At 61.5% G+C, this 26,777-nt stretch carries 19 protein-coding genes; 14 read left to right on the top strand and 5 right to left on the bottom strand.

Features of this window, described 5'->3' with window-relative positions; translation table 11 throughout:
• Positions 1 to 9 precede the first annotated feature (9 nt).
• Positions 10 to 1,068 carry a signal recognition particle-docking protein FtsY gene (ftsY, locus tag P8S53_RS00810; RefSeq protein ID WP_277805271.1) on the bottom strand — a complete coding sequence of 353 codons (1,059 nt, stop codon included), beginning with the start codon at positions 1,066 to 1,068 and terminating at the stop codon, positions 10 to 12.
• Between the two features lie 120 nt (positions 1,069 to 1,188).
• Here ftsY and P8S53_RS00805 point away from each other — a divergent pair, with 120 nt between their 5' ends.
• The 3 genes from P8S53_RS00805 (at position 1,189) to P8S53_RS00795 (ending at position 3,470) form a co-directional block, all read left to right on the top strand.
• The gene (locus P8S53_RS00805) at positions 1,189 to 1,929 is read left to right on the top strand and encodes a hypothetical protein (protein ID WP_277805270.1); all 741 of its coding nucleotides are present in this window, start codon (positions 1,189 to 1,191) and stop codon (positions 1,927 to 1,929) included.
• Positions 1,930 to 2,003: 74 nt separating this feature from the next.
• The gene (locus P8S53_RS00800) at positions 2,004 to 3,047 is read left to right on the top strand and encodes an alkane 1-monooxygenase (protein ID WP_277805269.1); all 1,044 of its coding nucleotides are present in this window, start codon (positions 2,004 to 2,006) and stop codon (positions 3,045 to 3,047) included.
• Positions 3,048 to 3,470 (top strand): hypothetical protein, encoded by a 423-nt coding sequence (locus P8S53_RS00795; RefSeq protein ID WP_277805268.1) that lies wholly within the window; start codon positions 3,048 to 3,050, stop codon positions 3,468 to 3,470. It abuts the gene before it with no gap.
• 373 nt (positions 3,471 to 3,843) lie between these two features.
• Here P8S53_RS00795 and xseA read toward each other — a convergent pair whose 3' ends face one another.
• Positions 3,844 to 5,256 (bottom strand): exodeoxyribonuclease VII large subunit, encoded by a 1,413-nt coding sequence (gene xseA, locus P8S53_RS00790; RefSeq protein ID WP_306417846.1) that lies wholly within the window; start codon positions 5,254 to 5,256, stop codon positions 3,844 to 3,846.
• A gap of 74 nt (positions 5,257 to 5,330) precedes the next feature.
• On the opposite strand from xseA, the gene purD reads away from it, so the two are divergent.
• Complete coding sequence (purD, locus tag P8S53_RS00785; RefSeq protein WP_277805266.1) at positions 5,331 to 6,593, top strand: phosphoribosylamine--glycine ligase; 1,263 nt, start codon at positions 5,331 to 5,333, stop codon at positions 6,591 to 6,593.
• A 318-nt stretch (positions 6,594 to 6,911) separates the two neighbouring features.
• Here the strand turns inward: purD and P8S53_RS00780 are convergent, their stop codons facing one another.
• Both P8S53_RS00780 and P8S53_RS00775 read right to left on the bottom strand, forming a co-directional pair.
• On the bottom strand, positions 6,912 to 10,067 hold the full coding sequence (locus P8S53_RS00780; RefSeq protein WP_277805265.1) for an efflux RND transporter permease subunit: 3,156 nt from the start codon (positions 10,065 to 10,067) through the stop codon (positions 6,912 to 6,914).
• A 13-nt stretch (positions 10,068 to 10,080) separates the two neighbouring features.
• Positions 10,081 to 11,307 (bottom strand): efflux RND transporter periplasmic adaptor subunit, encoded by a 1,227-nt coding sequence (locus P8S53_RS00775; RefSeq protein WP_277805264.1) that lies wholly within the window; start codon positions 11,305 to 11,307, stop codon positions 10,081 to 10,083.
• A gap of 283 nt (positions 11,308 to 11,590) precedes the next feature.
• On the opposite strand from P8S53_RS00775, the gene P8S53_RS00770 reads away from it, so the two are divergent.
• From P8S53_RS00770 to P8S53_RS00735, 8 genes are all read left to right on the top strand, one after another.
• Positions 11,591 to 12,640 carry an OmpA family protein gene (locus tag P8S53_RS00770; RefSeq protein ID WP_277805263.1) on the top strand — a complete coding sequence of 350 codons (1,050 nt, stop codon included), beginning with the start codon at positions 11,591 to 11,593 and terminating at the stop codon, positions 12,638 to 12,640.
• Positions 12,641 to 12,787: 147 nt separating this feature from the next.
• Positions 12,788 to 13,261 carry a molybdopterin-dependent oxidoreductase gene (locus P8S53_RS00765; RefSeq protein ID WP_277805262.1) on the top strand — a complete coding sequence of 158 codons (474 nt, stop codon included), beginning with the start codon at positions 12,788 to 12,790 and terminating at the stop codon, positions 13,259 to 13,261.
• Positions 13,258 to 14,634, top strand: coding sequence for a sensor histidine kinase KdpD (locus P8S53_RS00760; RefSeq protein ID WP_277805261.1), 1,377 nt, complete (start codon positions 13,258 to 13,260; stop codon positions 14,632 to 14,634). Before P8S53_RS00765 ends, P8S53_RS00760 begins: the two co-directional genes overlap by 4 nt.
• Positions 14,621 to 15,583 (top strand): response regulator, encoded by a 963-nt coding sequence (locus P8S53_RS00755; protein ID WP_277805260.1) that lies wholly within the window; start codon positions 14,621 to 14,623, stop codon positions 15,581 to 15,583. Before P8S53_RS00760 ends, P8S53_RS00755 begins: the two co-directional genes overlap by 14 nt.
• A 123-nt stretch (positions 15,584 to 15,706) precedes the next feature.
• Positions 15,707 to 16,666: a hypothetical protein gene (locus tag P8S53_RS00750; protein WP_277805259.1), complete on the top strand. Its 960-nt coding sequence runs from the start codon at positions 15,707 to 15,709 to the stop codon at positions 16,664 to 16,666.
• A 162-nt stretch (positions 16,667 to 16,828) separates the two neighbouring features.
• Positions 16,829 to 17,536, top strand: coding sequence for a phosphate signaling complex protein PhoU (phoU, locus tag P8S53_RS00745; protein ID WP_277805258.1), 708 nt, complete (start codon positions 16,829 to 16,831; stop codon positions 17,534 to 17,536).
• A gap of 4 nt (positions 17,537 to 17,540) precedes the next feature.
• Positions 17,541 to 18,236 (top strand): phosphate regulon transcriptional regulator PhoB, encoded by a 696-nt coding sequence (gene phoB / locus P8S53_RS00740; protein WP_277804856.1) that lies wholly within the window; start codon positions 17,541 to 17,543, stop codon positions 18,234 to 18,236.
• Positions 18,237 to 18,388: 152 nt separating this feature from the next.
• The gene (locus tag P8S53_RS00735) at positions 18,389 to 20,551 is read left to right on the top strand and encodes a DEAD/DEAH box helicase (RefSeq protein WP_277805257.1); all 2,163 of its coding nucleotides are present in this window, start codon (positions 18,389 to 18,391) and stop codon (positions 20,549 to 20,551) included.
• 58 nt (positions 20,552 to 20,609) lie between these two features.
• Here P8S53_RS00735 and P8S53_RS00730 read toward each other — a convergent pair whose 3' ends face one another.
• The gene (locus P8S53_RS00730; protein ID WP_277805256.1) at positions 20,610 to 22,889 is read right to left on the bottom strand and encodes a xanthine dehydrogenase family protein molybdopterin-binding subunit; all 2,280 of its coding nucleotides are present in this window, start codon (positions 22,887 to 22,889) and stop codon (positions 20,610 to 20,612) included.
• A 202-nt stretch (positions 22,890 to 23,091) separates the two neighbouring features.
• On the opposite strand from P8S53_RS00730, the gene P8S53_RS00725 reads away from it, so the two are divergent.
• Positions 23,092 to 24,063: a PstS family phosphate ABC transporter substrate-binding protein gene (locus tag P8S53_RS00725; RefSeq protein WP_277805255.1), complete on the top strand. Its 972-nt coding sequence runs from the start codon at positions 23,092 to 23,094 to the stop codon at positions 24,061 to 24,063.
• 75 nt (positions 24,064 to 24,138) lie between these two features.
• Positions 24,139 to 26,763 (top strand): ABC transporter permease subunit, encoded by a 2,625-nt coding sequence (locus P8S53_RS00720; protein ID WP_277805254.1) that lies wholly within the window; start codon positions 24,139 to 24,141, stop codon positions 26,761 to 26,763.
• The last annotated feature ends 14 nt before the right edge of the window (positions 26,764 to 26,777 follow it).

Genomic DNA, 26,777 nt, shown 5'->3' with positions numbered 1-26,777 from the left:
CAACACGGCCTAGTCGTCGAGTTGTGTTCCCACCAGTGCCGCCGCAAATTCTGCCGGATCAAAGGGTTGCAGGTCGTCAATCTGCTCGCCCACGCCGATGGCATGAATGGGCAGCCCGAAACGGTCCGCCAGTGCCACCAGCGCCCCGCCGCGCGCTGTGCCGTCCAGTTTTGTCATGATCAGCCCTGATACATTGGCCAGTTTCTGGAATATCTCGACCTGATTCAGGGCGTTCTGCCCTGTCGTCGCATCCAGCACCAAAAGGGTGTTATGCGGCGCATCGGGGTCCAGTTTACGCAGCACGCGCAAGATTTTGGCCAGTTCTTCCATCAAATCCGCGCGGTTTTGCAACCGTCCTGCGGTGTCAATCATCAACAGGTCAATGCCCTCGGCCCTGGCGCGTGCCAGCGCGTCATAGGCAAGGCTGGCAGGGTCCGATCCTTCCGGCGCGGTCAGCACAGGCACGCCCGCGCGTTCCCCCCAGACCTGAAGCTGTTCCACGGCGGCGGCGCGAAATGTGTCACCTGCCGCAATCATCACGGATTTGCCCGCGCCGCGCAACTGGCTGGCCAGTTTGCCGATGGTGGTGGTCTTGCCCGCCCCATTCACGCCCACCACCAGCACCACCTGCGGGCGCGCAGGATAAAGCGGCAGGGGGCGCGCGACAGGGTCCATGATGCGGGTAATCTCATCGGCCAGAAGGCCCTTGATCTCGGCCACGGACAGTTTGCGGCCCATATGCCCCTCGGCCAGATTGGCGGTCACGCGCATGGCCGTGTCCACGCCCATATCGGCCTGAATCAGCACATCTTCCAGCGCTTCCAGCATGTCATCGTCAAGTTCGCGGCGCGGCGCATCGCTGCGGCCCAGAAACCGGCCCAGCAATCCGGGCTTGGCGGGGGCGGGCGGGGTGTCGCTGCTGCCTTGTTGCGCAGGCGGCGCGGTATCGGGGGAATCAGACGGGTCGGGATGCTGTTCTGCGGTGTCGTCGATCAGGGATTCCAGCCCCTCGTCCAGTTTGGACGAGGATTTGAACATCCGCTCTTTCAGTTTTTTGAAAAAAGACATCGCAAACCCCTTGGTGCCTGTGCGCGCATCGCCATATACCTGCTAACCCAAGCGTGCCGGATTGGAAAGTGATTGCACCGGCCCGCTTGACCACGACGGCCCGTCAGTCCAATAGGCAGCATGACCAACCCCACCCCCCATAGCGCGCCAGATGCGGCTGAACTTCTGCGCGCCGCGCAGAAAGTGCCGCACGCGCGGGTGACGAAGCTGAAGCATAATGGCGCGCGTTACTGGATCAAACGCGCGGAAGTGACCCCGCTGCGGTTCAGGTTGCAAAAAGGCAACGGGGCTGTCGCCTTCCGCCGCGAGGTGGCGCGCCTGAAGACTTTTGCAGCCAAAGGTGTGCCGGTGCCGTCCGTTCTGGCCGAAACACCCGACATGATCGTGCTGGCAGATGTGGGCAAACCCCTGACCCGTCTGGCCCGTCGTGCCACCGCTGACGAATTTCAGCACGTCTTGTCATTGGCCGCCGTGGCGCTTGCGCAACTGCATACCATGGGCGTGTCGCATGGCCGACCGCGCTTGCGCGATATTTGCTGGAACAGGGCAGAAATCCGGTTTGTGGACCTTGAAGCAGGGGCGCGGCTGACCGCGTCGCGCCTGCGGCAGGCGCGCGATCTGCTGGTCTTCTTGCATTCCATCTTTCAAAATGACCCCGATATTTCTGCATGCGCAGACGGGGCGCTTGAGGCCTATGGCGGTGCCGATCACGGCCAGATTATCCCGCTGGCACGCAGAATGGCACGTTGGATAAGGCCGGTGGCATTTCTGGCCACCCCCTTGATACGCCGCGACCGCAAGCGGAGCAAACCCAACAGCGAACTGGTTGCATTGGCCGATTTGCTGGATTTCCTGTCCTGAGGCAATTTGCGCGGCTGCGCGCCATGGCAATTCATGCTATTTGTCGTGCAGGGTTTTCAAAGTGATGGAATGTCATGCGTTTTCCGGTTCTGCCCTTCGCCCTTGCCAGTCTCGCGCCGGTGCCATTGCTGGCCTATGGCGGGGTCGCTGGCGGTGCGGCGCTGTGGGTCGCGGTGATCTATACATCGTTCTTTGCATTTGTGATGGATGAAATATTGCCGACAGCAGGCCCTGATGGCGCGGGCGCGGGGGAATTTCCCGCTGCCAACGGCCTGTCGGTTGCACTTGCCCTAAGCCATCTGGCGCTGATGCCGCTTGCGGTCATGTCGGTCGCGGGGCTGACGGGGCTGGGCACGGGCGAGCGGGTGGCTGCGTTTTTCGGGTTCGGGTTGTATTTCGGGCAGGTCAGCAATTCCAACGCGCATGAGTTGATTCACCGTGGCAACAGGTTTTTATTCTCGCTTGGTAAGTGGGTCTATATTTCAATGCTTTACGGGCATCACACCACGGCGCACCGGCTGTTGCATCATGTGCATGTGTCCACGCCCTTGGACCCGAATTTCCCACCCAAGGGGCGCAGTTTCTACCGCTATTTCCTGCGCGGATGGGTGGGCAGTTTCACGCGCGGCTACCGTATCGAGGCGGATCGCGCCGCGCGCTCTGGGCGCATGAACCCTTATGTGGAATATGTGTGCGGGGGGCTTGCGATTCTGGTGGTCTTTGCGCTGGTGTTTGGCTGGGGGGGCGTGCTGGCCTATCTGGGGCTGTGCTTTTATGCGCAGTCGCAACTGGCCATGGTGGATTATTTGCAACATTACGGGCTTGCGCGGCGCAAATTGCCGGATGGCAGTTTCGAGCCGCAGGCCAGCCACCATAGCTGGAACAGCCCGCATTGGTTTTCGTCCTATATGATGGTGAATGCATCGCGCCATTCCGACCATCATGCGAACCCGCAGCGCATTTATCCGGCGCTGCGCCTGCCGGATGATCATCCGGTCTTGCCGTATTCGTTACCTGCGATGGGGATTGTTGCGCTGGTGCCCGCCTTGTGGTTCAAGCTGATGGACAAGCGTGTGGACAGGGTTCTGGCCCGCGCGCAAACCGCAACGGAGGCGTAGATGAACATGATCACAGGTCATATGCGCGGCGCGCTGGTTGCGCTGGCGCTGATGTTTCCGGCCCTGCCAGCGGTCGCGCAAACCCCGATGAGCGCCGAGGAATTTGAAGCCTATGTCACGGGACGCACGCTGACGTTCGGGTCCGGTGGCGCGCCCTATGGTATCGAGGAATTCCGCCCCGGACGCCGCACGATCTGGGCCTTTATCGGCGATCAGTGCCGCGAGGGGCATTGGTTCCCGCGTGATGAACAGATTTGCTTTGTCTATGATGACGCGCCAGAGTCCGAGCATTGCTGGATTTTCTGGCGCAGTGACCGGGGGCTGAATGCCCGTTTCATGGGCGACAGTTCCGATACCGAACTTTACGAGGTCGAAAACAGCCCCCGCCCGTTGATCTGCCCCGGCCCGGAAGTGGGTGTCTGAACGGGTGATCCGGTCAGGTTGCATGGCCGGTTTGCGGGTGGTTGGGTTATGGATAAGGGCGCGGAGCAAAGGCCGAAGGTGGCCCACGCCATCGGCGGGCCGTCCTGCGGCCTGCCGATTTGGCTGATGGCAGGCCAAGCCTATGATCTTGGGAGTATGCAGCCCGCATAAAGTGAACTTCACTGGCGTCGGACCGGCAGACCCCGGCCCACCGATGGCGCGGGCTTTATCCAAGCGGACAACGACAGCTTCAGGCCGGATTCGTCCAGCCTTGTCATTCCGCCTGACCTGATCTTTCAATAGCCATTGCTCCCCGAGTATTTTCGGCAAGATGAAAGCCTGATCTGTGCTGTTCAGACAGGGGCCGCAGGTATCAGAACAAATCCCCCTGCTGCGGCGGGGCCGGGGGTTTTGGTTTTGTTGTTTTGTCGGGTTTGCGGGGCAGCACGTCGAGGGCGCCATCCGAAAACTCGATCTGCAACGCCGGTTTGCGGCCCGCCGCTTGCGCAGAGGTCAGCACCGCGCCTGCATCATCGCGCACCACAGCATAGCCGCGCTGCACTGTCGCGGGATAGCCAAGTGACTGGCGCAGCCGTTCCAGCGCGGCCAGTTGCGCGGTCTGTCGTTCAAGCGTGTTGGTGACTGCGCGGGTTGCGCGGCCCGTGCGTTCGGCCAGCTGGTCGCGGCCCTTGTCGATCTGCTGGGTGATGGAACCGGCGCGCAGCCCGGCTGCAATGCCGCGCAATTCCTGTGTCTTGCTGTGAAGGGCGGCGCGCAATGATCCGGGGAAGCGTTCTGCCCATTGGTCAAACCGTTGCACCGCAGGGGCCAGCAATGTGTCGGCACGGGGCAGGGCGCGCGCAACATCGCGCAGGCGTTGCTGGCGTTGGGAAATGGCCTGCCCGCCAGAACGGATCAGCCTTGCGTCCAGATTGGCCAGATGGGCCATCAGATCGGCATGCACAGGGACCGCGATTTCGGCAGCAGCCGTGGGCGTTGGCGCGCGTTGGTCGGCGGCATAATCAATCAGCGTGGTGTCGGTTTCATGGCCCACGGCGGAAATCAGCGGGATCTGGCTGTCGGCGGCGGTGCGCACGACAATTTCTTCGTTGAACCCCCATAAATCTTCGATAGATCCCCCACCGCGCGCCACGATCAGCACATCGGGGCGTGGCACAGGGCCGTCATGGGGCAGGGCGTTGAACCCCTTGATGGCGCGCGCCACTTCGGGTGCGCAAGCCTGCCCCTGCACCGCGACCGGCCAGACCAGCACATGCACGCCAAACCGGTCACGCAGCCGGTGCAGGATGTCGCGAATCACAGCCCCTTGCGGGGATGTGACAACCCCGATGACGCGCGGCAGATAGGGCAGGCGCTGTTTGCGGTCCGCGCCAAACAACCCTTCGGCGGCCAGCGCGGCCTTGCGTTTTTCCAGCATGGCCATCAGCGCGCCCGCGCCTGCGGGTTCAATGCTTTCGACCTGTAGCTGGTATTTCGATTGCGGCGCGAAGGTGGTCAGGCGGCCTGTGGCGATCACCTCCATCCCCTCTTCGGGTTTGACGGCCATGCGCGCGACCTGCCCCTTCCAGCTGACACTGGCAATCACGGCGCGGTCGTCTTTCAGGTCGAAGTACATATGCCCTGTGCGCGCCACCATCACGCGGCCCACTTCGCCACGCACCCGCACGCGCCCGAATTCCCCTTCCAGCACACGTTTGACTGCGCCTGAAATCTCGGACACGGAAAATTCGGGGGTGTTGCTGGGCGGTTCGTCTATCAGGTCCATTGCAGTGCCATTGCTTGTCATGGGGGCAAAGGCACCCTAGAACGCAACAGCGCAAAGGCCAAGAGAGGGCAGCAATGAATATTCTGGTGTTGGGCAGTGGCGGGCGTGAACATGCGCTGGCTTGGGCAATCATGCAAAACCCCAAATGCGACCGGCTGATCTGTGCGCCGGGAAATGCGGGCATGGATGCGATTGCCGAATGCGCGGCACTGGACATCAATGATGGCAGCGCAGTTGTGGCATTTTGCGAAGAAACGGCGATTGATTTCGTGGTCATTGGTCCCGAAGCGCCCCTGGCCGCAGGGGTGGGCGACCGCTTGCGCGCGGCAGGCATTGCCTGTTTCGGCCCGTCGGCGGCAGCGGCACGGCTGGAAGCGTCCAAGGCATTTACCAAGGAAATCTGCGCAGCGGTGAATGCACCCACCGCAGGCTATGCGCATTTCACAGATGCAGATGCCGCGCGGGCCTATGTGCGCGAGCAAGGCGCGCCGATTGTGATCAAGGCCGACGGGCTGGCGGCAGGCAAGGGCGTCGTTGTCGCCATGACCGGGGCCGAGGCGCTGGAGGCCGTTGACACCATGTTTGGCGGTGAATTCGGCGCGGCCGGCGCTGAAGTGGTGATCGAGGAATTCATGGAAGGCGAAGAGGCCAGCTTCTTCGTGCTGGTTGATGGCGAAACCTGCCTGCCCATAGGCACCGCGCAAGATCACAAGCGCGTTGGCGACGGGGACACCGGCCCCAACACCGGCGGCATGGGGGCCTATTCCCCTGCGCCAGTGTTGAGTGATGCGATTGCGCAGGCAGCACTTGAGCAGATCGTGCGCCCGACAATGGCCGAAATGGTGCGGCGCGGCATGCCCTATCAGGGTGTGTTATATGTCGGGCTGATGATCAAGGACGGGCAGCCGCGACTGGTGGAATATAACGTGCGCTTTGGCGACCCTGAATGTCAGGTTCTGATGATGCGCCTTGGCGGGCAGGCACTGGACCTGATGCTGGCCTGCACCGACGGGCGGTTGGAGCAGATGCAGGTGAACTGGGCCGATGACCATGCGATGACAGTTGTGATGGCAGCAAAAGGCTATCCGGGCGGTTATGCCAAACATACCGAGATCAAAGGCGTGGATACCTGCCCTGAGGACAGCTTTCACATGGTGTTCCATGCGGGAACTGTGCGGGCGGATGGCAGGCTTCTGGCCAATGGGGGCAGGGTTCTGAACGTGACAGCGCGCGGCACGACACTGGCACAGGCGCAGCAGCGGGCCTATGACATGGTTGACAGGATCGACTGGCCGGACGGGTTCTGCCGCCGTGATATCGGCTGGCGCGCGCTTTAGCGCTTTAGCGCTTTCGTGTCAGGCGGCGGTTCAGGGCCGGGTGTTTTTGTGGACTTTGGCGCTTGGGAAAAGCCCGCGCCAGCGGTGGGCCGGGGTCTGCCGATCCGACGCTATATGAATGCAGTTTATGCAGGCTGAATACTCCTGACATCGAAGGCTTGAACTGCCCTCAGGTTATCGGCAGGCCGTGGGACGGCCCGCCGATGGCGCGGCGGCCTGTGGCCTTGCTTCTGCGCCTTTGGGCGTCCCCTTCAGGCCAAAACTGCCGCCCTAACCGCATTAAGCATCCTTAAACCCCGTGCCATAGACAAGGGGCGCTTAAACCGCCTTGGTGCCCGATGCTTTGGCCAGTTCGCGTTCCAGATGCATCTGGCCTTCGGCGCGCGGGCTGCTGAACCGCGCCAGCAACAGATAGGCCACCGGCGTCAGGAACAGCGTGGCCAGCGTGGCCAGCCCCAACCCGCCAACTACGACCCAGCCAAGGGCCTCTCGGGCCTCGGCGCCCGGGCCGGTGGACAGCACCAGCGGCACGCCCCCCAGCACTGTGGATGTCATGGTCATCATCACGGGCCGTAGCCGGATGGTGGACGCGCGCAAAATCGCGTCATGCACATCTGCCCCTTCATCGCGCAACTGGTTGGCGAATTCGACAATCAGAATGCCGTTCTTGGCCATGATGCCCACCAGCAATACCAGCCCGATCTGCGAATAGATATTCAGACTGACACCGGTAAACAACAACGCAAAAGCCGCGCAAGCCAGCCCCAGCGGCACTGTGACCATGACCACCACGGCAGACACGAAACTTTCGAATTGTGCGGCCAGAACAAGAAATACGATCAGGATTGCAAAGCCGAACACCAGAAACAGCCCAGATGATGTTTCATCCAGTGTTGCCGCTTCGGACAGGGGCAAAAGCCGTTCGTTGGGCGGCAGAATTTCGGCCGCAAGGCGGTCTGCTTCGGCCAGTGCCGCGCCCAGTGGAAAACCGGGCGCAAGGCTGGCTGTGACCTGCACGGCACGTTGCTGGCTTTCGCGGGTCAGTTGCGGGGCGGTGGCGCGTTCTTGCAGGGTGATGAAGGTTGAAATTGGCAGGATCTGGCCGGAATCAGACCGAACGAAGCTTTGTTCCAGATCGCCGGGGTCGCGCACAGGGGTGCGGGTGGACAGCATTTGGATGTCAAAACTGCGGTCGTCAATGAACACACTGCCCAGGGTGCTGCCGTCCAGCATGGCTTGCAGCGCTTCGGCCAGACCATCCAGATTGATGCCCAGATCCGATGCGCGTTCGCGGTCCACCTCGATGGACAGTTGCGGTTGTGTGGTTTCAAAATCCAGCCGCACCTGACCGAAGCGCGGGTCTTCATTCATGCGGTCGACAAGTGTTTGGGCATTGTCGGCCAGATCGTCGTAATTGCTGCCAAGTATGGCAAAGCGCAGGCCCTGCCCCGCGCCGCGTATGCGCAGCGAATTGGGCTGGATTGCGAAGGCCCGCACCCCGATGATGTCGCGCAGGCCCGCATTGATCTGGGCCACGATTTCCTGTTGGCTACGCTCGCGCTGGTCCCAGTCGGCCAGTGTCATGACCATGAAGGCGCGGTTGTCGCCGCCGCCAAGGCCCACGATGGAAAACAGGTTCGTCACTTCACCCGATTCGCGCAGCGGCGCGATTGTGGCTTCAATCTCGCGGACTTTGCTGTCGGTATACTCAATCGATACGCCTTGCGGGGCCGACACACTTAGCAGGGCGGCACCACGGTCTTCGGGCGGGGTCAGTTCTTGCGGAATGGACTGCGCGGCAAACCACCCCGATGCGGCGAACACAAGCGCTGCGCATATCACAACCGCAGGCATGGCCAGCGCGCGTTCCAGAAGGCCATGATAGCGCCGCGCCAGCCAGTCGCCAAATCTGGCAACGGGGCCGGGGGCTGTGGGCGTGTCGGCAGATCGCAGCAAACGGCTGGCCAGCACCGGACATAATGTCAGCGCAACAACAGATGACAGCAAAACCGCCATTGCCAGCGTGAAGCCGAATTCACGAAACAACCCGCCCGCCTGACCGGGCAGGAACGACAGCGGGATAAACACCGCCGCAAGGGTGGCTGTTGTGGTCACCACGGCAAAGAAAACCTGCCGTGTGCCCAGCACGGCGGCGGCGCGCGCGCCCATGCCCTGCGCCCGTCTGCGCACAATGTTTTCCAGCACCACAATGGCATCATCCACCACCATTCCGGTGGCCAGAACCAGTGCCAGAAGGGTCAGAATGTTGATGGAAAACCCGACAAGATAAACTGCTGCCACGGTGCCCACCAACGCAATCGGCAGGGTGACCGCCGGTATCAGTGTCGCGCGCGCATCGCGCAGGAACACATAAATCGTGGCCACAACAATCAGCAGGGCTATGGTCAAGGTCTTGACCACTTCGGTAATCGCACCGCCAACGAATGTGGCTTCATCCGAGGTGACGAAAATACGCACATCATCGGGCAGGATGGTCTGCAATTCCTCGACAATCGCCGTGACATTGCGCGAAATATCCAGCGTGTTGCTTTGGGCCTGACGGATAATGCCCATGCCAATGCCGGTTTCGCCATTGGCGCGCAGGATGGTTTCACCCGGCGCAGGCCCAAGTGTGACCGATGCAACCTGCCCCAGCCGCACATCATTACGCAGCACCAGCGCTTCAAACGCTTCAGGTGTCTGCACAGTGGCGGTGGTGCGGACCTGAATGCTTTGGCGTTCATTCGACAATGACCCCGCAGGCACGTCAAAGGACACATTGCGCAGGGCCGTGCGAATATCGGCAAGGTTCAGGCCCCGCGCGGCCAGTTCCAGCATGTCGATATCGACGCGGAAAATGGCATCACGCGCCCCAAACACCTGCAAATCCGCGACACCGGGGGCGGAAATCAGACGATCCTCGACCAGATCTTCGACCAGTCGCGTCAGGTCCTGAACCGAGCGTGTGCGCGATGTGACGCTGATGCGCATCACGGCGTCTGAATCGGAATCGGCCTTGATGATGCGCGGCTCGGCCACGCCATCGGGCAGGGCGTTGCGAATGCGCCCGATGGCATCGCGAATATCGGTTGCGGCCACGTCAATATCGGTGGAATCGCTGAATTCCGCCACCACCTGCGACCGCCCGAAGCGCGAGGTTGAGGAGATGTTCTGCACCCCCGCCACGCGCCCGACACCCCCCTCAATACGGCTGGTGATTTCGCGGTCAATGGTTTCCGGCCCTGCCCCGTTGAACTGGGTTGTGACCGTCACCACTGGGCGGTCCACATTGGGCAATTCGCGCACTTCCACCGCGAACAGACCGGCCAGCCCTGCAATGACAATCAGCGCGCTGAACACGAAGGCCAGAATGGGCCGCCTGACAAACAGCGCAATGCCGGATTGCGCAACCTTGCGCATTTCGGCATCGTCGTTGGGGGTGGGCATCTGACTATTTGGCTGGATGCGGTCCATTCAATCACTCTTGCTAGATATCGGGAGGAGTCTCTGGCTGTTCGGCGTCTGGCAGGGGGTGATGCGCGATGTCTGCATCGGATGGTGTGGCGGGTGCCGCGCGCATTTCGGCAATGTCGACTTCTGCGCCGGGGCGCAGGTTCTGCACGCCTTCCAGCACCACGCTGTCGCCGGCACTCAGGTCGGCGCGCACCAAAACGGCATCGTCACGGCGCTGGATGATTTCAATTCCGGCGCGGCTTGCACGGTTTTCACTGTCCAGCGCCCAGACAAACGCACCGCCCCTGTCCCACTGAATGGCAAGCGGGTCGACAACAGGGTGATATTCGCCGGGCAGGGGCATTGTGATTCTGAACGCCATACCGGGGCGCAGGCGGTCGCCGTCGTTGTCAATTTCGCCCTGAATGCGCAGTGTCCGGTTGCCCTGATCCACGCGCGCATCAATGGCCCGCACACGGCCAGCCAGCACTTCATTCGGGCGCGACAGCGGGCTGGCGTCAAGGGTGTCGCCCACATTCACCAGTCCGACAAAACGTTCGGGCACGTCAAAATTAACCAAAAGCTGGCTGCGGTCATCCAGCCGGACCAGTTCCGTGTTGGGCGTTACCTGATTGCCCGGCTCCAGCGTGATCAGCCCGATCCAGCCGGACACGGGCGCGGCAATCTGGCGGCGGCTTAGTTCCAGTTGGGCATCGCGCAGATCAAGCTGGGCGCGGCTTTGGGCCAGTTCGGCGTCGTCAATCTGCACCTGCGTGGCCGACCCGCTGTCGCGCAACTGGGCCACGCGCGCGGCGCGCACTTCGGTGTCGCGCAATCCCAGTTCCGCGCGCGCGAGGGCAAGTTGCTGAACGTCTGAATTGAGTTGCGCAATCAGCGTGCCTTCGTCCACCCATTCGCCCGACGACACCATGACATCTTCAAGCGTTCCCGACACCTCTGATGTCAGTGTAACGCTTCGCAGCGCCTGCGCGGTGCCGATTGCAACCAGCCGTCCCCCCGCATTTGCGGTGGTCACTTCCTGGGCGATCACCCGTATGGCGCCGCCGCCCTGAAACTGCGGGCCGCCTGCATTTGCGCCCCCATTCGCATCGGGGATCGGCAAACCTGTGGCGCGCATGGGGCCCAGCACGCCGATACGGTCCAGAATCCCATGTGATGACGGCAGGAACACAGCCCAGCCCACCAGGCCGAAACCTGTCAGTAGAAGGCAAATCGCTGCCCCAGTGACCCATTTCTTCACTGATTCACCCCGTTTGTGCTGATGCGTATGTATACAAGTTAACTTGATCGCTTGCCAAGGAAAGGCAGGTTTACACAAAACACAGTTTGGTTATGGCGTCCATGTGCACATGATCAAGGGCAAGTTGCTGCAATTATCATCATTCACGGGGGCCGTGGGCTGCTATGGCGTGGTTTTCTCCTATCGTCTGGCGGGGGCGACCCTGTTCGTTTGAAGGGGGCGTGTCCTGCCGCAGCTTCATATTGTGTCGCGGGTCAGCGGATCAGAAAAAGGGATATTCCGGATGCGACACAATATTCTAGCGGCAACCATCGCGTGTGGTCTGGCGATGATGCCGTTTGAGGGCCCGTTTGGGGAACTGTCAAACGCCGCGCAGGCCCGCACAGCGATTGAAGGTGCCGCGCCCCATCCAATGGTTCCGTTGCCCGCTGATGGCTATATCACGCGTGATGAATTCACGGATTTCGTGGAAATCGAACTTCCCGCATCTGCGGGCGACAGGCGCAGCGGGTTTGAAGAAACCCTGCCTGTTGAAGGCGCTTACCGGCAGATTGAATATGCGCTTGGTGATCTTGAACTGTCCTTGCTGCGCCTGTACCGAAGCTACCTTCAGCATTTTGAAAGTAACGGTTTCGACATCATTTTCACCGGCATTGGCGAAGACCTTAGCAACCGTGACGGGTTCAGCTTCATTTCACATGAAAGCGGGTTCCTGTCGCGCACCCCCAGTACGGCAAGCGACAGCAACGCCTATATTCTGGCGCGCAGCCCGGATGAGCGCACAGTGCTTGCGGTGTCGTTTTTCAGCCGCCAGGACGCCCGCCGCATGATGATCAATGCGGTCGAGCTGGAAGAAATGGAACTGCTGGACCTGTTTGCCCCCGAACCCGAAGCCGCCCCCGAACCCGAACCACAACCCGAGGAAGACCCCCCGGTGGAGCTTGTTCAGCAAGATGCGGCCGAACTGGAAACCGGTCTGTTGCAGGATGGGCGGGTTATCGTGAATGCCATTTTGTTTGAATTCGACCGTGCAGAAATCCTGCCGGAATCGGCGCAAGCGCTGGACACGGTGGCGGATCTGATGCGCACCCGCCCTGAACTGAAGCTGCTTGTTGTGGGCCACACCGACGGTGTGGGCAGTTTCGACTATAACCTGCGGCTGTCGGTGGACCGCGCGGGCGCGGTGGTTGCGTGGCTTGGCGGGCGTGGTGGTATTGACGCGGGCCGCCTGCGGGCCGCCGGTGCAGGCCCGATGTCGCCTGTTACCACCAACCGCACGGAATCCGGTCGTGCCCAGAACCGGCGTGTGGAACTGGTTGAAATCATCGAATAGGCGCGCTGTGCCGTATTGCAGCACCAACGCCAGATATGCATCGCCCCCTCTGAACGAAGGGGGCGGTCGCGCTATACTTTTGCGAATAAATCTGCTTGCCTTGCACCACTTGGGTTTTGTTTCAGGTGCAATACAGGGAGGTGACGAATGAAACAGGCGCCGCGAATATGGGCATGCGCTGCGGCCCTGCTGGCGGCTTGGCCCGCATTTGCAGATATGCCGGTGCTGACGATAACAGGCATGGTCGAGGAATCGTCTGTGGCGTTAACATTGGAAGAGCTGCGTGACCTGCCCCAGCATCAACTGACGACATCGACCACGGTGACAGATGGCACCCCTGTTTTCGAAGGGTTCCTGATGCGTGATTTGCTGGACGAGGTTCAGGCGCAGGGGGACACGGTTATCGCCCATGCATTGAATGATTACCGCATGGAAATTCCGGTTTCCGATTTCGTGGATTTTGATGTCATGGGCGCATTGTCGATGGACGGCATGCCGCTGAACCCGCGCGACAAGGGGCCGGTGTGGATCGTCTACCCCCGCGATGACCACCGTGAATTGCAGGATATCCGGTTTGATACGCGCTGGGTGTGGCAACTTGTGTCGCTGCATGTGCAATGACGGATCAGGGCGCGGTCAACACACATAACCCATGGGCGCTATATGCACCGTTCCTGCCGGTGTTGGTGGTTTTCCTTGGGTCTTTGGTGTTCGTGCTGGCCAAATCCTCTGCGTTGGAACGCGACATGCGCATTGCGGCAACCCAGAACATGCTTTGGGTCGTCACTCAGACCCAGATGGAGGTGTTGTCCCTGACACTGGCCGTAGCCCAGCCCGACCGCGATGATACGCAGATATCACAGCGTTTCGATCTGGCGCTGTCGCGGCTGAACCTGCTGATGGACGGGCCGCAAGCGCGCTATCTGGACGACATCGGGCATCTGGCAGCGGTGCAGGACATGTCAGGGGCGCTGCTGTCGCTTGACCCGCTGGAACTGGGCCATAGCCCCGATTTGCATGCCGCGCTGTTTGACCTTGGGCAGGACTTGCATCCGCAGATCAACCGCATTGCGAATGATGTCATGACCCGCGACTGGGACAAATCCGCCGCGCGGCTGGATGCCTATCGTGCGACACAGCGCTTGATCATTGCTGCCGTGTCGTTTGCGTTTCTGGCGGCCCTGGCGATTTCGTGGTTGCTGCTGCGCAACCAGCGCCGTCTGCATATGACCGCGCTGGAACATATGCGCGCAGCCAACCTGCTGGAACAGGAACGCGATGTGTCCGCGATGTATCGTGACTTCGCGGCCATCGTATCGCACCAGATGCGCACCCCCCTTAGCTTGATCGACAGTTCCATGCATCGCCTTGCCCGTATGGGGGATGATGTTGCGGCCAGCGACGTAGAAGAACGCCGCAAGATTGTCGGCGATGCCGTGGGCAGGTTGACGCGGCTGGTCGACACGGTCCTGCTGCTGGCCAAGCTGGATAATGACCAGTTGCAGGCGCGCTTTGCCCCCCTTGCGATGGATCATGTCGTTCAGTCCATCATGGAGGAAGCGCAATCGCGCCATCCGCGCCGCACACTGCGCCTGTCGTGTTCGGACGGGCCGCTTGTGGCGCGTGGTGATCGCCATCTTGTCGGGCATATCATTGATAACCTGCTGTCCAATGCGCTGAAATACAGCCCCCCAGACAGCCCCATAGAATTGCGTGTTTTCACCCAAGGGCAGGACGTGGCCTGCGCGGTGACGGATCAGGGGCAGGGTATTGCCGCGCAGGACCGCACGTATCTGTTCAACCGGTATTTCCGCGGGACCTGCGAAGAGGTGCGGGCCGCCGGTCAGGGGACAGGGCTTGGTCTGGCGCTGGCGCAGGAACTGGCGCAGCTGCAAGGCGGGCGCATCAGCTTCGAGACATGGGCAGGCAAAGGGTCGGTGTTCACCTTCTGGCTGCCAGCCATGAAAAAAGGGGGGGACCATGCCAGCGACTGAGGCACCTTTGATCCTGTGTTGCGAGGACGAGCCGCAATTGCTGCGCGACATATCGGACGAGTTGCAGGGCGCAGGCTACCGCGTGGTAGAGGCGCGCAACGGGGCAGAATTGCTGGCGCGGCTGCATGATTGCGCGCCCGATCTTGTGCTATGCGACATCATGATGCCAGAGGTGGACGGCTACGGCGTTCTGGCACGCTTCCGCCGCGATTTTCCCCGCCTTGCGCATGTGCCTTTGGTCTTTTTGTCAGCCCTGTCCATGACGGATGCCGTGATCCGCGGCAAGCGCGCGGGTGCGGATGACTACCTGACCAAGCCAATAGATTATGAATTGCTGCTTTCCACCATAGAGGCACGATTGCGCCAAAGTGCGCAGGCGCGCGCGGGTATTGCGCGCACAGCCGGAATTGGCCAGCATCTGTTCAACACGCTGGCATTCGGGGTTCTGGTGTTCACACCTGATGCCACCCTGATTGCCGAAAACCCCGCCGCCAAGTGCCTGATGAAAGGCCCCGCTGGCCAATCCGTGACCAACGCCCTTGCCGATACCGTGCGCCGCATGGGTGCGCGGGCGCGTGCCGGGGTCGAAGACAGCGTGTCGCTGCTGCTGGATGATGCGCCATCGCTTATGGCACAGGTCCATGCCTGCCCCACCGCCCCCGATATAGGCACGCCCGCCATGGTGGTGGTTTTCCTGACCGATCCTGCAGCGCGTGCGCCCCTGTCCGCAGGCACATTGGAATCCCTGTTCAGCCTGACACCGACCGAAGCGCGCGTGGCGCGGTATCTGGCCTTCGGGTGCCGCCCCGACGAAATTGCCCGCGAAATGGATGTGGCGCCCACCACGGTTGCCTTTCATCTGCGCAACGCTTTTGGCAAGACAGGCACGCACCGGCAGGCAGACCTTGTGGCCTTGCTGCTGTCGCTGCCGGTTCACAACAGGGAATAACCAGCCCCCCCTGTTTGAACGGGGCCGCAGCTGCCAATCGGCGCTAATGTGCGGCTGCGGGCATGCATGCGCGGTTTGACCTGCGCGCCCCCAACGCCTGATCGGCAGAAAGGCACCGAAAGAATGTGGGATTTTTCGTTTCGTCGCGGGATTGGCCTGATGGTCCAGACTTTCCCGTTCGTGTTGTTGCGTATGGCCGTCTATTTCGGGGCCGCGCTGGCCTATGTGCTTGTCACCGGAACCGGCGCGGGTATCGGCTGGGGCATTGGTGCGCTGGGCGATGAGGGGTTTCGTGCCTCTGCCACGTTTTTCGGCGGGCTGTCGGGGTTCGGGATTGTATTGATCGTCATGTATTGGCTGCGCGAATATATCCTTTACATGGTCAAGGCAGGCCATATCGCGGTGATGGTGGAACTGATCGACAACCGCCCCATGCCCGAAGGACGCAGCCAGATCGGCCATGCGCAGGCCATGGTGCGCGAACGCTTTGGCGAAGCCAGCGTGCTGTTTGTCATCGACCAGTTGATCAAGGGTGTGCTGCGCGCGATCACCGGCCTGATCCGCGGTGTGTTCACCTTGTTGCCCATTCCGGGCGTGCGGCAACTGGTCATGATTTTGCGGGCGTTTCTGCGCGTTGCCGTTGGGTTTATAGATGAGGTGATCCTGGCCTACGGCATGCGCACGCGCGCAACCGACCCCTATGCATCGGCGCGCGCGGCGCTGGTGCTTTATGCGCAAAACTACAAGCCCATGCTGAAAAATGCGGCGTGGATTACGCTTTTTGTCTACGGGCTGATGGCGGTGTTGTTCTTCATCATGCTGGCACCTGCGGCGTTGATCAGCAATCTTTACCCCGGCGGCATGTCGGCCATGGGTGTTGTGATTGCCTTCATTCTGGCATGGTCGGTCAAGCAGGCCGTGCTGGAGCCGCTGGCGGTGGCGTGCCTGCTGCAAGCCTATTTCCGCACCATCGAAGGGCAGACCCCGAACCCCGAATGGGATGCCAAACTTGACGGGATGTCGGCGAAATTCAAACAGCTTAAATCCCGCGCCATGTCCAAGGGGCAGGCACAAACGCCCTGAATTTCCGGCAAGGTCCGGCTTGCGCCCCCTGCCCACAAGGGCGGGGGGCGTTGCGTGTTTCATGACGGTTGCAATGGTTTGCGCGCCGGTGTTGTTCCGTTACTGTCATGCAACTGTCACATAGTGGGTTTATGCAGCGTTTGAATCAGAAGGACCCTTGCCATGAAACCGCATACGCTTTCGTCTTTTGACCGTGATCTTGACGCGATCCGTCTGAATGTCCTGACGATGGGCGGTCAGGTGGAGGATGCGATCCTGAACGCCTCTCGGGCGCTGGAGGGGCGGGACGAGGATCTGGCGGCGCAGGTTGTGCAGGGCGACAAGCTGATTGATGCGTCTGAAGAGGAGATTAACGCGCAGGTGGTGCGCCTTCTTGCGCTGCGCCAGCCGCAGGCGGATGATCTGCGCGCGGCGGTGGCGGTGATGAAGATGGCGGGCGAGCTGGAGCGCTTGGGCGATTACGCCAAGAACATGGCCAAGCGCGTGCCGGTGCTGATTTCATCGCCTGTGATTGACGGGGCCGCAGGCGCGCTGCGGCGCCAGTCGCGTCTGGTGGGCCAGATGCTGAAGGACATGCTGGATGCGTTTTCGCGCATGGATGTGGGCCTTGCACGCGATGTGATTGCGCGCGATGTCGAAGTGGACGACATGACCAATGCGCTGTTTCGCGAATTCATCACGCATATGATGGAAGACCCGCGCAATATCACGCCCTGCCTGCATTATGTGTTTATTGCCAAGAACATCGAACGGATGGGCGATCTGGTGACGCATGGGGCCGAGCAGGTGATTTTCGTGGCCGAGGGCCGCCCTGCGGAAGCGCGCGAGAAGGGCCATTCGACCGCCCTGATTGATACCCCGAAAGAGTGATGTGATGTCTGACGCCGCCACGCCGCTGATCCTGATTGTCGATGACGAACCCGCGCAGCTGGCGCTGTTAAGCTATAACCTGAAGGCGGCGGGGTTTCGCATCGCGACCGCCAAGGATGGCGAGGAAGCGGTTCTTGCCGTGGCCGAGCAAGGCCCCGATGTGGTGTTGCTGGACTGGATGCTGCCGCGCCTGTCGGGGCTGGAAGCCTGCCGCCAGATCAAGGCCAGCGCGGAAGGGCGCGATGCGGCGGTGATCATGGTATCGGCCCGGTCGGAAGAAAGCGACCGCGTGCGCGGCCTGGATACCGGCGCGGATGATTACATTGTCAAACCCTATTCGGTGGCCGAACTGGTGGCACGGGTGCGCGCCAATCTGCGCCGCCTGCGGCCTGTGGCCAGCGGGCAGGCGCTGGAATATGGCGACATCCGGCTGGACCCCGACAGCTACCGCGTGACGCGCGGCGGGGTTGCGGTGCATCTGGGTCCGACGGAATTCCGGCTGCTGGGGGCGTTTATGGAACGCCCCGGCAAGGTCTGGACCCGAGAGGCGCTGCTGGACCGCGTCTGGGGGCGCGACATCTATATCGACACGCGCACGGTGGATGTGCATGTGGGCCGGCTGCGCAAAACCCTGTGCACCACAGGCCACCCCGACCCCATCCGCACCGTCCGCGGCGCAGGCTACGCTATGGGCGGATAACGCCCGACGATAAGGGCTGTGGCAAATTTTGGCGGCTTTGGGTTGATTCGGGCATATACTTTCGTGACGATTCCGGTTATGTGCGCTGGTCTTGTGTCGTTTCGGCGGCCGCCCCCGGCGTGATGCGCCGCTATCCATGGAACTTTCCTGTTATGATCCCTCCCCTGTCCGAGGCGCTCGCAGAGCGCGGTTTTGACATTCTTACCCCGGTTCAACTGGCCGTGGCCGCTGACGACGTGGTGACTGAAGACCTTCTGGTTTCAGCGCAGACCGGATCGGGCAAGACCGTTGGTTTCGGTCTGGCCATCGCGCCGACGCTGTTGGGGGATGCACATAAGTTCGGCCCGGCCGCATTGCCTTTGGCGCTGGTTGTGGCCCCCACGCGCGAACTTGCCTTTCAGGTCATGCGCGAGTTGACATGGCTTTATGCGCGCACCGGCGCAGTTGTCACATCCTGTGTGGGTGGCATGGACATTCGCACTGAACGCCGCACGCTGGAACGTGGTGTGCATATTGTTGTCGGCACGCCGGGTCGTCTGCGCGACCATATTGAACGCGGCGCGCTGGATCTAAGTGAAATTCAGGCCATCGTTCTGGATGAAGCCGACGAAATGCTGGATCTGGGGTTTCGCGAGGATCTGGAATTCATGCTGGGTCAGGCCCCGGTTGAACGGCGCACCTTGATGTTTTCCGCGACCGTGTCGCCGATGATTGCCAAGCTGGCCAAACAATACCAGCGCGATGCCAAGCGCATCAGCACCCTTGGCGGCAGTGACCAGCATGCAGATATTTCATATCAGGCGCTGCGCGTTTCGGCGTCCGACAGTGAACATGCGATCTTCAACCTGCTGCGCTTTCATGAAGATCAAAGCGCCATTGTGTTCGCCAATACCCGCGCCGCTGTCAGCCATCTGACCGCGCGTCTGGCCAATCGCGGGCTGTCCACGGTCAGCCTGTCGGGTGAACTTAGCCAGACCGAGCGCACGCACGCCTTGCAAGCCATGCGCGACGGGCGCGCGCGGGTCTGTGTGGCCACCGACGTGGCCGCGCGCGGGATTGACCTGCCGAACCTGAATCTGGTGATTCATGCGGATTTGCCCACCAACACCGAAAGCCTGCTGCACCGTTCGGGCAGAACGGGCCGCGCGGGCCGCAAGGGTATTTCCGCGCTGATCGTGCCGCCCAAGGCCGTGGGCAAGGCCGAACGCCTGCTGAAATGGGCCAAGATTTCGGCGGAATGGACTGTCGCGCCATCGGTCGAGGATGTTTTGCGCAAGGATGAAGAACGGCTGTTGTCCGATCCTGTCTGGTCTGAACCGGTCACCGATGAACAAGCCGCGTTTGCCGAAAAACTGCTGGGCCTGCACGCGCCGGATGTGATTGCGGCGGCATATCTGCGGCTGTATCAGTCCCGCCACGCAGCCCCCGAAGAACTGCGCGCGCCCGACAGCAAGCCTGCCGCGCGCGAGCACCGCGAATTCGGGCCAAGCCGTTGGTTTTCGCTGTCAGTGGGCCGCGATGACCGCGCCGAGGCCCGTTGGCTGCTGCCCTTGCTGTGCCGTGCCGGTAATCTGGAAAAAGCGGCCATCGGGGCAATTCGGGTCCAGAATAACGAAACACTGGTCGAGATTGCAGAAAGCAGTGCTGCGGGTTTTCTGGCAGCACTTGGGCCGGATGGCGTTCTGGAAGATGGCGTGACCGCGCGCGCGGCCAGTGGCCCGCCCAGCGGCCAGCATTCCGGCGACAGGCCCCGCGAGGGTGCCAGAGATGGCGCCAGAAAACCGCGCGAGACCCGCGACCGGGGCTTTGACGCGAAGCCCAAGCCGCGCGAAGCGGGCTTGGCGCGCAGCGACCGCGCGACCAGCCCAAGGCCGGAAGGCAAACCACGGGCAAAGCCTGCCTATGATGCCGCGCCTGCTGCCCCGCGCGCGAAACCGGCCTATGATCCTGATGCGGCCCCGCGGGCAAAACCCGCCTATGATGCCGCCCCCCAGGGCGAGCGTAAGCCGCGCCATAAGGGCAAGCCTGCCGCGGGGGCCGAAGGCCGGTCTGCGGGGTTCAAGTCACATGACGCAAAACCCGCCCCGCGCAGCAAACCCAAACCGGAACGGGCTGACCCGTCGTCAAAACCTGCTGGGAAAACATGGCAAAAGCCTGCGGCCAAACCGAAGGCACGGCCTGCGCCCGCAGATGCGCGCGACAGCTCCAAGCGTTTTGTTCCCCCCGGCATGGCCAAGGCAGATGCCCGCAAGCCCCGCAAACCCGGTGCAGGTCCGCGCCCCGGCGGGCGCGATGCGCCGCGTCGCGGCAAATAACAGCATTCGTAAAATCCAAAGGCCCGCGTCCCGCAGTATGATGGACGCGGGCCTTTTGCTATGCGCTGGCAGTCTGGCACAGCCGCCAGATGCGCTCAGACGTCAGCGGCATCTGGATGTCTGTGCCCAATTCCGGCCCCAGCGCATCCTGAACGGCGTTCACGATGGCGGCGATCGCGCCCACGGTGCCCGCTTCACCGCAGCCTTTCAGGCCCAGCGGGTTGCCCTTGGCGGGAACCGGCACGGAATGGAACCGGATGGGCGGCATGTCTGACGCGCGCGGCATGGCGTAATCCATGAAACTGCCGGTCAGGGGTTGGCCCTGATCGTCGAACACCACCTGTTCGCAAATGGCCTGCCCCAACCCTTGGGCAATGCCGCCATGAACCTGCCCTTGCACCAGCTGCGGATTCAGCAGATTGCCGAAATCATCCACGGCCGTGTAACTTAGCACCTGAAGGGCACCTGTTTCGGGGTCCAGTTCCACCTCTGCCAGATGGGCACCGTTGGGGTAGGATCGCGCATCCAGTTTGGCGCTGCCCGCATGTTGCAGCAAATCCGCCCGCCCTTGGCTGCGCGCCAGATCGGCGGCTTCGATAAGGGTCAGCGTGCGGTTCGACCCCGGCGCGCGGAAGCTGCCATCATCAAACCCCACATCATTGCCCAGTTCGGGTTTCAGAAATTTCGTGAACGCGGCAACCATCTGGCCGACTGTGGCCAGTGTCGCATTGGTCTGCACTGTGACCGAACGCGACCCGCCGGTTCCGCCCCCTTTGGCAATGCGGTCGCTGTCGCCTTGCACCACCTGAATCGCGTCCAGCGGAATGCCTGTCTGGTCCGACAGGAATTGCGCGAAAACGGTTTCATGCCCTTGCCCGTTGGATTGCGTGCCGATCATCAGCGACACGGTCCCGTCATCATTGAAGGCGATTTCCGCATCTTCGGACGGGTTGCCCATGATGCTTTCGATATAATAGCACAGGCCCAGCCCGCGCTTGCGCCCGCGTGCCGCACTTTGGGCGCGCCGCGCGGCGAAACCCGCCACATCGGCGCGTTCGCGCGCTTCATCCAGCAGATGCGCGAAATTCCCTTCCTGAATGTGGTCCCCTGCCACCGTGGCGTGCGGGAAGGCGTCGGGGGAAATGAAATTGCGCGCGCGCAGGGCAAACGGGCACAGCCCCAGTTGGCGCGCGGCCTTGTCCATCAGGCGTTCCAGAACGGTGATCGCTTCCGGCCTGCCCGCGCCGCGATAGGCGTCCACTTGCGTGGTGTTGGTGTATATCCCGCGAGAGTGGATAAACGCCGCCGGAATATCATACGCCCCGGTCGCCACCATGGAAAACAGCTGCGACTGGATGCCTTGGGCAAATTCCGAATTCCACGCGCCCAGATTAGACCAGTTTTCAACGCGGTAGCCCAATATGCGCCCGTCCGCATCCAGCGCCAGTTCCGCATGCGACCGCAAATCGCGCCCTGCATTGTCCGACACTATGGCGTCAGACCGGTCGGGGGCCCACCTGATGGGGCGCTGCAAGGCCTGTGCTGCATGGGCGATTGCGAAATATTCGGGATAGGGCATGCCCTTCATGCCAAACCCGCCGCCGACATCGGGCGTGGTGACGCGCACATCCTGCGGGGCAAGGCCCAGCATTGTTGCCAGCCGTTCCTTCATGACCCACACACCCTGCCCGCCAAAACAGAAATGCAGCCGCGTGCCATCCCATTGCGCATAGGCGCCGCGCGGTTCCATGGATGCGGCCAGCAGACGGGGTTGTTCAACCGTTATGGCGATTCGGTGCGCAGCTTGCGCAAAGGCCGCGTCCACCGCAGCTTCATCGCCTACGGCCCAGTCATAGGCGATGTTGTCAGGCGCTTGCGGGTGAATTTGCGGCCCGCCCGCTGCAAGCTTCAGATGCGGGGGCAGGGGGTCTATGTCCAGTTCGATCAGTTCCAGTGCATCGCGGGCCTGTTCAGGGGTGTCGGCCACCACCATTGCAACAGCTTCGCCCACAAACATTACCCGGTCGCGCGCCAGCAGGGGGCGGGGCGGGTTTGCCGCTGTGGTGCCATCGCGGTTGGTGCGCAGGCTGGCTTGCATGGGCTGGGTCAAACCGGCGGCATGCAGCGCGTCCGCATCCAGCACGGCATGAACGCCGGGGGCATTTTGTGCCGCCGACAGGTCCAGCGACAGGATTCGGCCATGCGCGACAGGCGCGCGCAGAAAAACAGCATGCAGCGCATCTTTTGGGGCGACATCGTCCAGAAAACTGCCTGCGCCTGTCAGCAGGCGCTTGTCCTCTCTGCGGGGGACGGATTGGCTTTTGCCGAATGTTGTCATGATTTTCTCCCGTAAATCCTGTCGCTTGGGGCAACCCTAACGGGCGTGGCCGCCCCAAGCTACAGCAATATAGCCCGCCATAAGCCCGGCGGCACGGGAATAATTGCATATCACTGCAACTGTCATAATCCCGTTACACGCGGGTCATATCAGGGCGATGTTGTCAAACCGCCCCGATGGGGCAAACCCAGAGGACCGTTTTATGCGCACTTCCTTTTCACTTTCCCTTGCAGTATCTGCCCTGGCCCTGTCGGCTGGCATGGCGACTGCCCAGAACGTAGATCCGAACCTGCCCACCTATGAGCCTGCTTCAGGTGTGTCCGGCAACCTGACCTCTATCGGGTCGGACACGCTGAACAACCTGATGACCCTGTGGTCAGAAGGGTTCCGCAGCCATTACCCGAACGTTGCCATTCAGGTTCAGGGTGCCGGTTCGGGCACGGCCCCGCCCGCACTGGTCGAAGGCACAGCCCAGTTCGGCCCGATGTCGCGCCCGATGCGCGGGTCCGAGATTGAAGAGTTTGAGGCACGCTACGGGTATGAGCCGCTGCCAATGCGCGGCGCGATTGATGCGCTGGGTGTGTTCGTACACCGCGACAACCCCATCGAGTGCCTGAGCATGCAGGAAGTCGATGCCATCTTCTCTTCCACCCGCACGGGTGGTGCTGATGAAGCCATCACCACATGGGGTCAGGTTGGTCTGGAAGGTGAATGGGCAGACCGTCCGATCGCCATGTATGGCCGCAACTCCGCGTCGGGCACCTATGGCTACTTCCGCGAAGTGGCGCTGTTTGGCGGCGATTACAGCCCCGAAGTGCGCGAACAGCCCGGTTCCTCGACCGTTATTCAGGGCACTGCCGCTGATATCGGCGGGATCGGTTATTCCGGTGTTGGCTACGCGACCGCTGACGTGAAAGCTGTTGATATTCGTGGCGCGGACGGCAACTGCTATTCACCCACCGCCGAAGATGCCAGCACGGGCAACTACCCGATTGCACGCTTCCTGTATATCTACATGAACGTAGACCCCAATGCCGAACTGGAGCCGCTGCGCGCTGAATTCGTGCGCTATGTCTACAGCCAGCAAGGTCAGCAAGACGTTGTGCGCGCAGGCTTCTTCCCGCTGGTGAACATGATCGCCGAGCAGGATCTGGAAGCATTTGGCCTGAACTAAGGCCTGAACCCGATAGGGTGGCGCGGCGCAGGTCGCGTCACCCCTTTTTTGTTTTCAACGTGATGGACACGCAACATGAGTGACAGCGCCCCCACCACCAGCGAACGCGGCATCGCCGCACGGCAGCGGCGGATGACCACCCGCACCAGTGTCAAACTGGGCGAGAATATCGCACAAGGGGTCATCACAGTCGGTGGACTGATGGTGATTGTTGCCGTTATGGGGATCATGGTGTTCCTGTTTCGTGTGGTCATGCCGTTGATGGCCGGTGGCGAATTGCAAGGCAACACCCGCTACCAGCTTGACACCCAGCAAGATGTTATCTGGATCAATGGTGATGAATTCCAGACACTTGGGATTGCGGTTGCCGCCGAAGGGCGGGTGATTACCTATCATATCCCGTCAGGCACCGAAGTTGCGCGCGACCAGTTTGATTTTCGTGGCGCCGAAGTGACAGCGGTTGCCGGCACATTGCAGCGTGACCGTGTGGCTTTTGGTTTTGATGACGGGGTTGTGCGTTTTGCCACGCTTGGGGTTCAAACGACGACGACGGCGCAGCGTGCCCTGCCCGGCGGGCTGATCGATCTTGACGGGCGGGACCGTATGCTTGACGGGCGCGTCTACACCGAAGTCGGCACTGGTGATTTCCGAACGCTGTTCGGGGAAATCGAGCTGGGTGACGGGCAGCAGATCTCTGAACTGCCCATCATCGCGATTGATTACCGCATTGGCGGCACGCGCGAGCGGCCGACCATCGCGTTTGCCACTGTTGATGCGGACAATCAGGTGCGGGTCAGCCAGTCCCGCGTGCAGATCAACATGATGACCGGTGCGGAAACCGTGTCGACCACCACGACCGATCTGCCGCCGCTTGTTGGCCTTGCGGCTGATGCAATGGTTACGGGCATTTTGCTGTCGGGCACGGGCGACCGCGCCATTGTTGCAAGCGATGATGGGGTCGTCTACCGCTACGATTTGCGCGATATGGACAACCCTTCGCTGGCTGAAGTGCGGCGTGTTGCCGATGACGGGGTTGCCGTGACGGCCATGACGTTCCTGTCGGGCGAGGAAACGCTGGTTGTGGGCACCGAAGATGGGGGCTTGAACGCGTTTTTCCGCCTGCAAACCGGCACGACGGATACTACGGACGGGCGCGAGTTGATGCGCGCACGCACACATGCGCCCATGCCAGCGTCCATTGTCGATCTGTCCGAGGCGCAGCGCCAGAAAGAATTTGTGGCCATCGATGCCGAAGGCAATGTCTGGGTGTATCATTCAACTTCGGATCAGGTGCTGTTTGAACTGGCGCGTTCGGGCGATGTCAGTACAGACTCCAGCGGGATGATATTCCCGCGTTCCAACGGGGTTATGCTGGTGTCGCAGGGCGGCGAGGTCGAGGCCTGGCAATATACCCAGCGCCACCCGGAAGTTACGCTTGGCGTGCTGTTCAGCAAAATCTGGTATGAAGGCTATATGGAGCCGACCTATGTCTGGCAATCCACCGCTGGCACCGATTTGGCAGAACCCAAATATTCACTGGTGCCGCTGGTTTTCGGCACGTTCAAGGCGGCGTTTTACGCCATGATCTTTGCCGTGCCGATTGCACTGATGGCCGCGATCTACACATCGGAATTTGTGGACAAACGCGTGCGCGGCACCGTGAAGCCGATGATGGAGATGATGGAATCCCTGCCGACCGTGGTTCTGGGGTTCATCGCGGCGCTGGTGCTGGCGCCCTTGGTCGAAGAATGGATTGGCGCGGTGTTGCTGGGTTTCTTCGCGTTGCCCATGGGGCTGATGATTGGGGCCTTCGCATGGCAGGCATTGCCTGCGCAGATTGCCCTTAAATACGACGGCTTTCCGAAATTCACGCTGATGGGGCTGTCGATCCTGATTACCGCATGGGTCGCAGCCCAGCTTGGCACTTCGCTGGAGCGGGTGCTGTTTTACGGTGATTTCAAGCAATGGACGACAGGGCGCATCGGCACCGGCACGCCGTTCATGTTTCTGATCCTGCTGCCGGTCAGCTATTTTGTAACCGCGTGGGCCTTTCGCAAGCAATTCGGGCACCATTACCGCGACCTGATTTCAGGGTTGGGCCGGTCGCGCGCGGGTATGGTGGATGCGGGGCGCTGGATCGTGCTTTTGCTGGTGGCTATGCTTCTGTCGTTTCTTGTGGCCTATGCGCTGACCCTGATCGGCTATGACCCGCGCGGCAGCTTCATTGACAGCTATCAGCAACGCAATGCGCTTGTTGTGGGCTTCATCATGGCGTTTGCGGTGATCCCGAACATCTACACACTGGCCGAAGATGCGCTGAATTCCGTTCCCGGCCATTTGCGCGCGGCGTCACTGGCCTGCGGGGCAACCCCTTGGCAAACCGCGCGCTGGGTCATTTTGCCGACGGCGGCATCGGGTGTGTTTTCGGCGGTGATGATGGGCATGGGCCGCGCTGTTGGCGAAACCATGATTGTGGTCATGGCCGCAGGCAATACGCCGATCATGGAATGGAACATATTTTCGGGGTTGCGCACCCTGTCGGCCAATATCGCGATTGAACTGCCAGAGGCCGTGAAGGATGGCACGAATTACCGTGTGCTGTTCCTTGCTGCGCTGACGCTGTTCATCATGACTTTCGTTATCAATACAGGCGCGGAGTTGATCCGCCAGCGCTTCCGCAAGCGCGCCTTCAATCTGTAATTCCGGGGCTTGGG

Origin of the sequence: Roseinatronobacter sp. S2, assembly GCF_029581395.1 — a bacterium.
In the GTDB taxonomy this organism is placed as follows: domain Bacteria; phylum Pseudomonadota; class Alphaproteobacteria; order Rhodobacterales; family Rhodobacteraceae; genus Roseinatronobacter.
This window is presented reverse-complemented; position numbering and strand designations above follow the sequence as displayed.

Excerpts from the sequence above, each read along its gene's own strand:
- ftsY (WP_277805271.1), bottom strand. The coding sequence starts at position 1,068 with ATGTCTTTTTTCAAAAAACTGAAAGAGCGGATGTTCAAATCCTCGTCC.
- P8S53_RS00805 (WP_277805270.1), top strand. The coding sequence starts at position 1,189 with ATGACCAACCCCACCCCCCATAGCGCGCCAGATGCGGCTGAACTTCTG.
- P8S53_RS00800 (WP_277805269.1), top strand. The coding sequence starts at position 2,004 with ATGCGTTTTCCGGTTCTGCCCTTCGCCCTTGCCAGTCTCGCGCCGGTG.
- P8S53_RS00795 (WP_277805268.1), top strand. The coding sequence starts at position 3,048 with ATGAACATGATCACAGGTCATATGCGCGGCGCGCTGGTTGCGCTGGCG.
- xseA (WP_306417846.1), bottom strand. The coding sequence starts at position 5,256 with ATGGACCTGATAGACGAACCGCCCAGCAACACCCCCGAATTTTCCGTG.
- purD (WP_277805266.1), top strand. The coding sequence starts at position 5,331 with ATGAATATTCTGGTGTTGGGCAGTGGCGGGCGTGAACATGCGCTGGCT.
- P8S53_RS00780 (WP_277805265.1), bottom strand. The coding sequence starts at position 10,067 with ATGGACCGCATCCAGCCAAATAGTCAGATGCCCACCCCCAACGACGAT.
- P8S53_RS00770 (WP_277805263.1), top strand. The coding sequence starts at position 11,591 with ATGCGACACAATATTCTAGCGGCAACCATCGCGTGTGGTCTGGCGATG.
- P8S53_RS00765 (WP_277805262.1), top strand. The coding sequence starts at position 12,788 with ATGAAACAGGCGCCGCGAATATGGGCATGCGCTGCGGCCCTGCTGGCG.
- P8S53_RS00760 (WP_277805261.1), top strand. The coding sequence starts at position 13,258 with ATGACGGATCAGGGCGCGGTCAACACACATAACCCATGGGCGCTATAT.
- P8S53_RS00755 (WP_277805260.1), top strand. The coding sequence starts at position 14,621 with ATGCCAGCGACTGAGGCACCTTTGATCCTGTGTTGCGAGGACGAGCCG.
- P8S53_RS00750 (WP_277805259.1), top strand. The coding sequence starts at position 15,707 with ATGTGGGATTTTTCGTTTCGTCGCGGGATTGGCCTGATGGTCCAGACT.
- phoU (WP_277805258.1), top strand. The coding sequence starts at position 16,829 with ATGAAACCGCATACGCTTTCGTCTTTTGACCGTGATCTTGACGCGATC.
- phoB (WP_277804856.1), top strand. The coding sequence starts at position 17,541 with ATGTCTGACGCCGCCACGCCGCTGATCCTGATTGTCGATGACGAACCC.
- P8S53_RS00735 (WP_277805257.1), top strand. The coding sequence starts at position 18,389 with ATGATCCCTCCCCTGTCCGAGGCGCTCGCAGAGCGCGGTTTTGACATT.
- P8S53_RS00730 (WP_277805256.1), bottom strand. The coding sequence starts at position 22,889 with ATGACAACATTCGGCAAAAGCCAATCCGTCCCCCGCAGAGAGGACAAG.
- P8S53_RS00725 (WP_277805255.1), top strand. The coding sequence starts at position 23,092 with ATGCGCACTTCCTTTTCACTTTCCCTTGCAGTATCTGCCCTGGCCCTG.
- P8S53_RS00720 (WP_277805254.1), top strand. The coding sequence starts at position 24,139 with ATGAGTGACAGCGCCCCCACCACCAGCGAACGCGGCATCGCCGCACGG.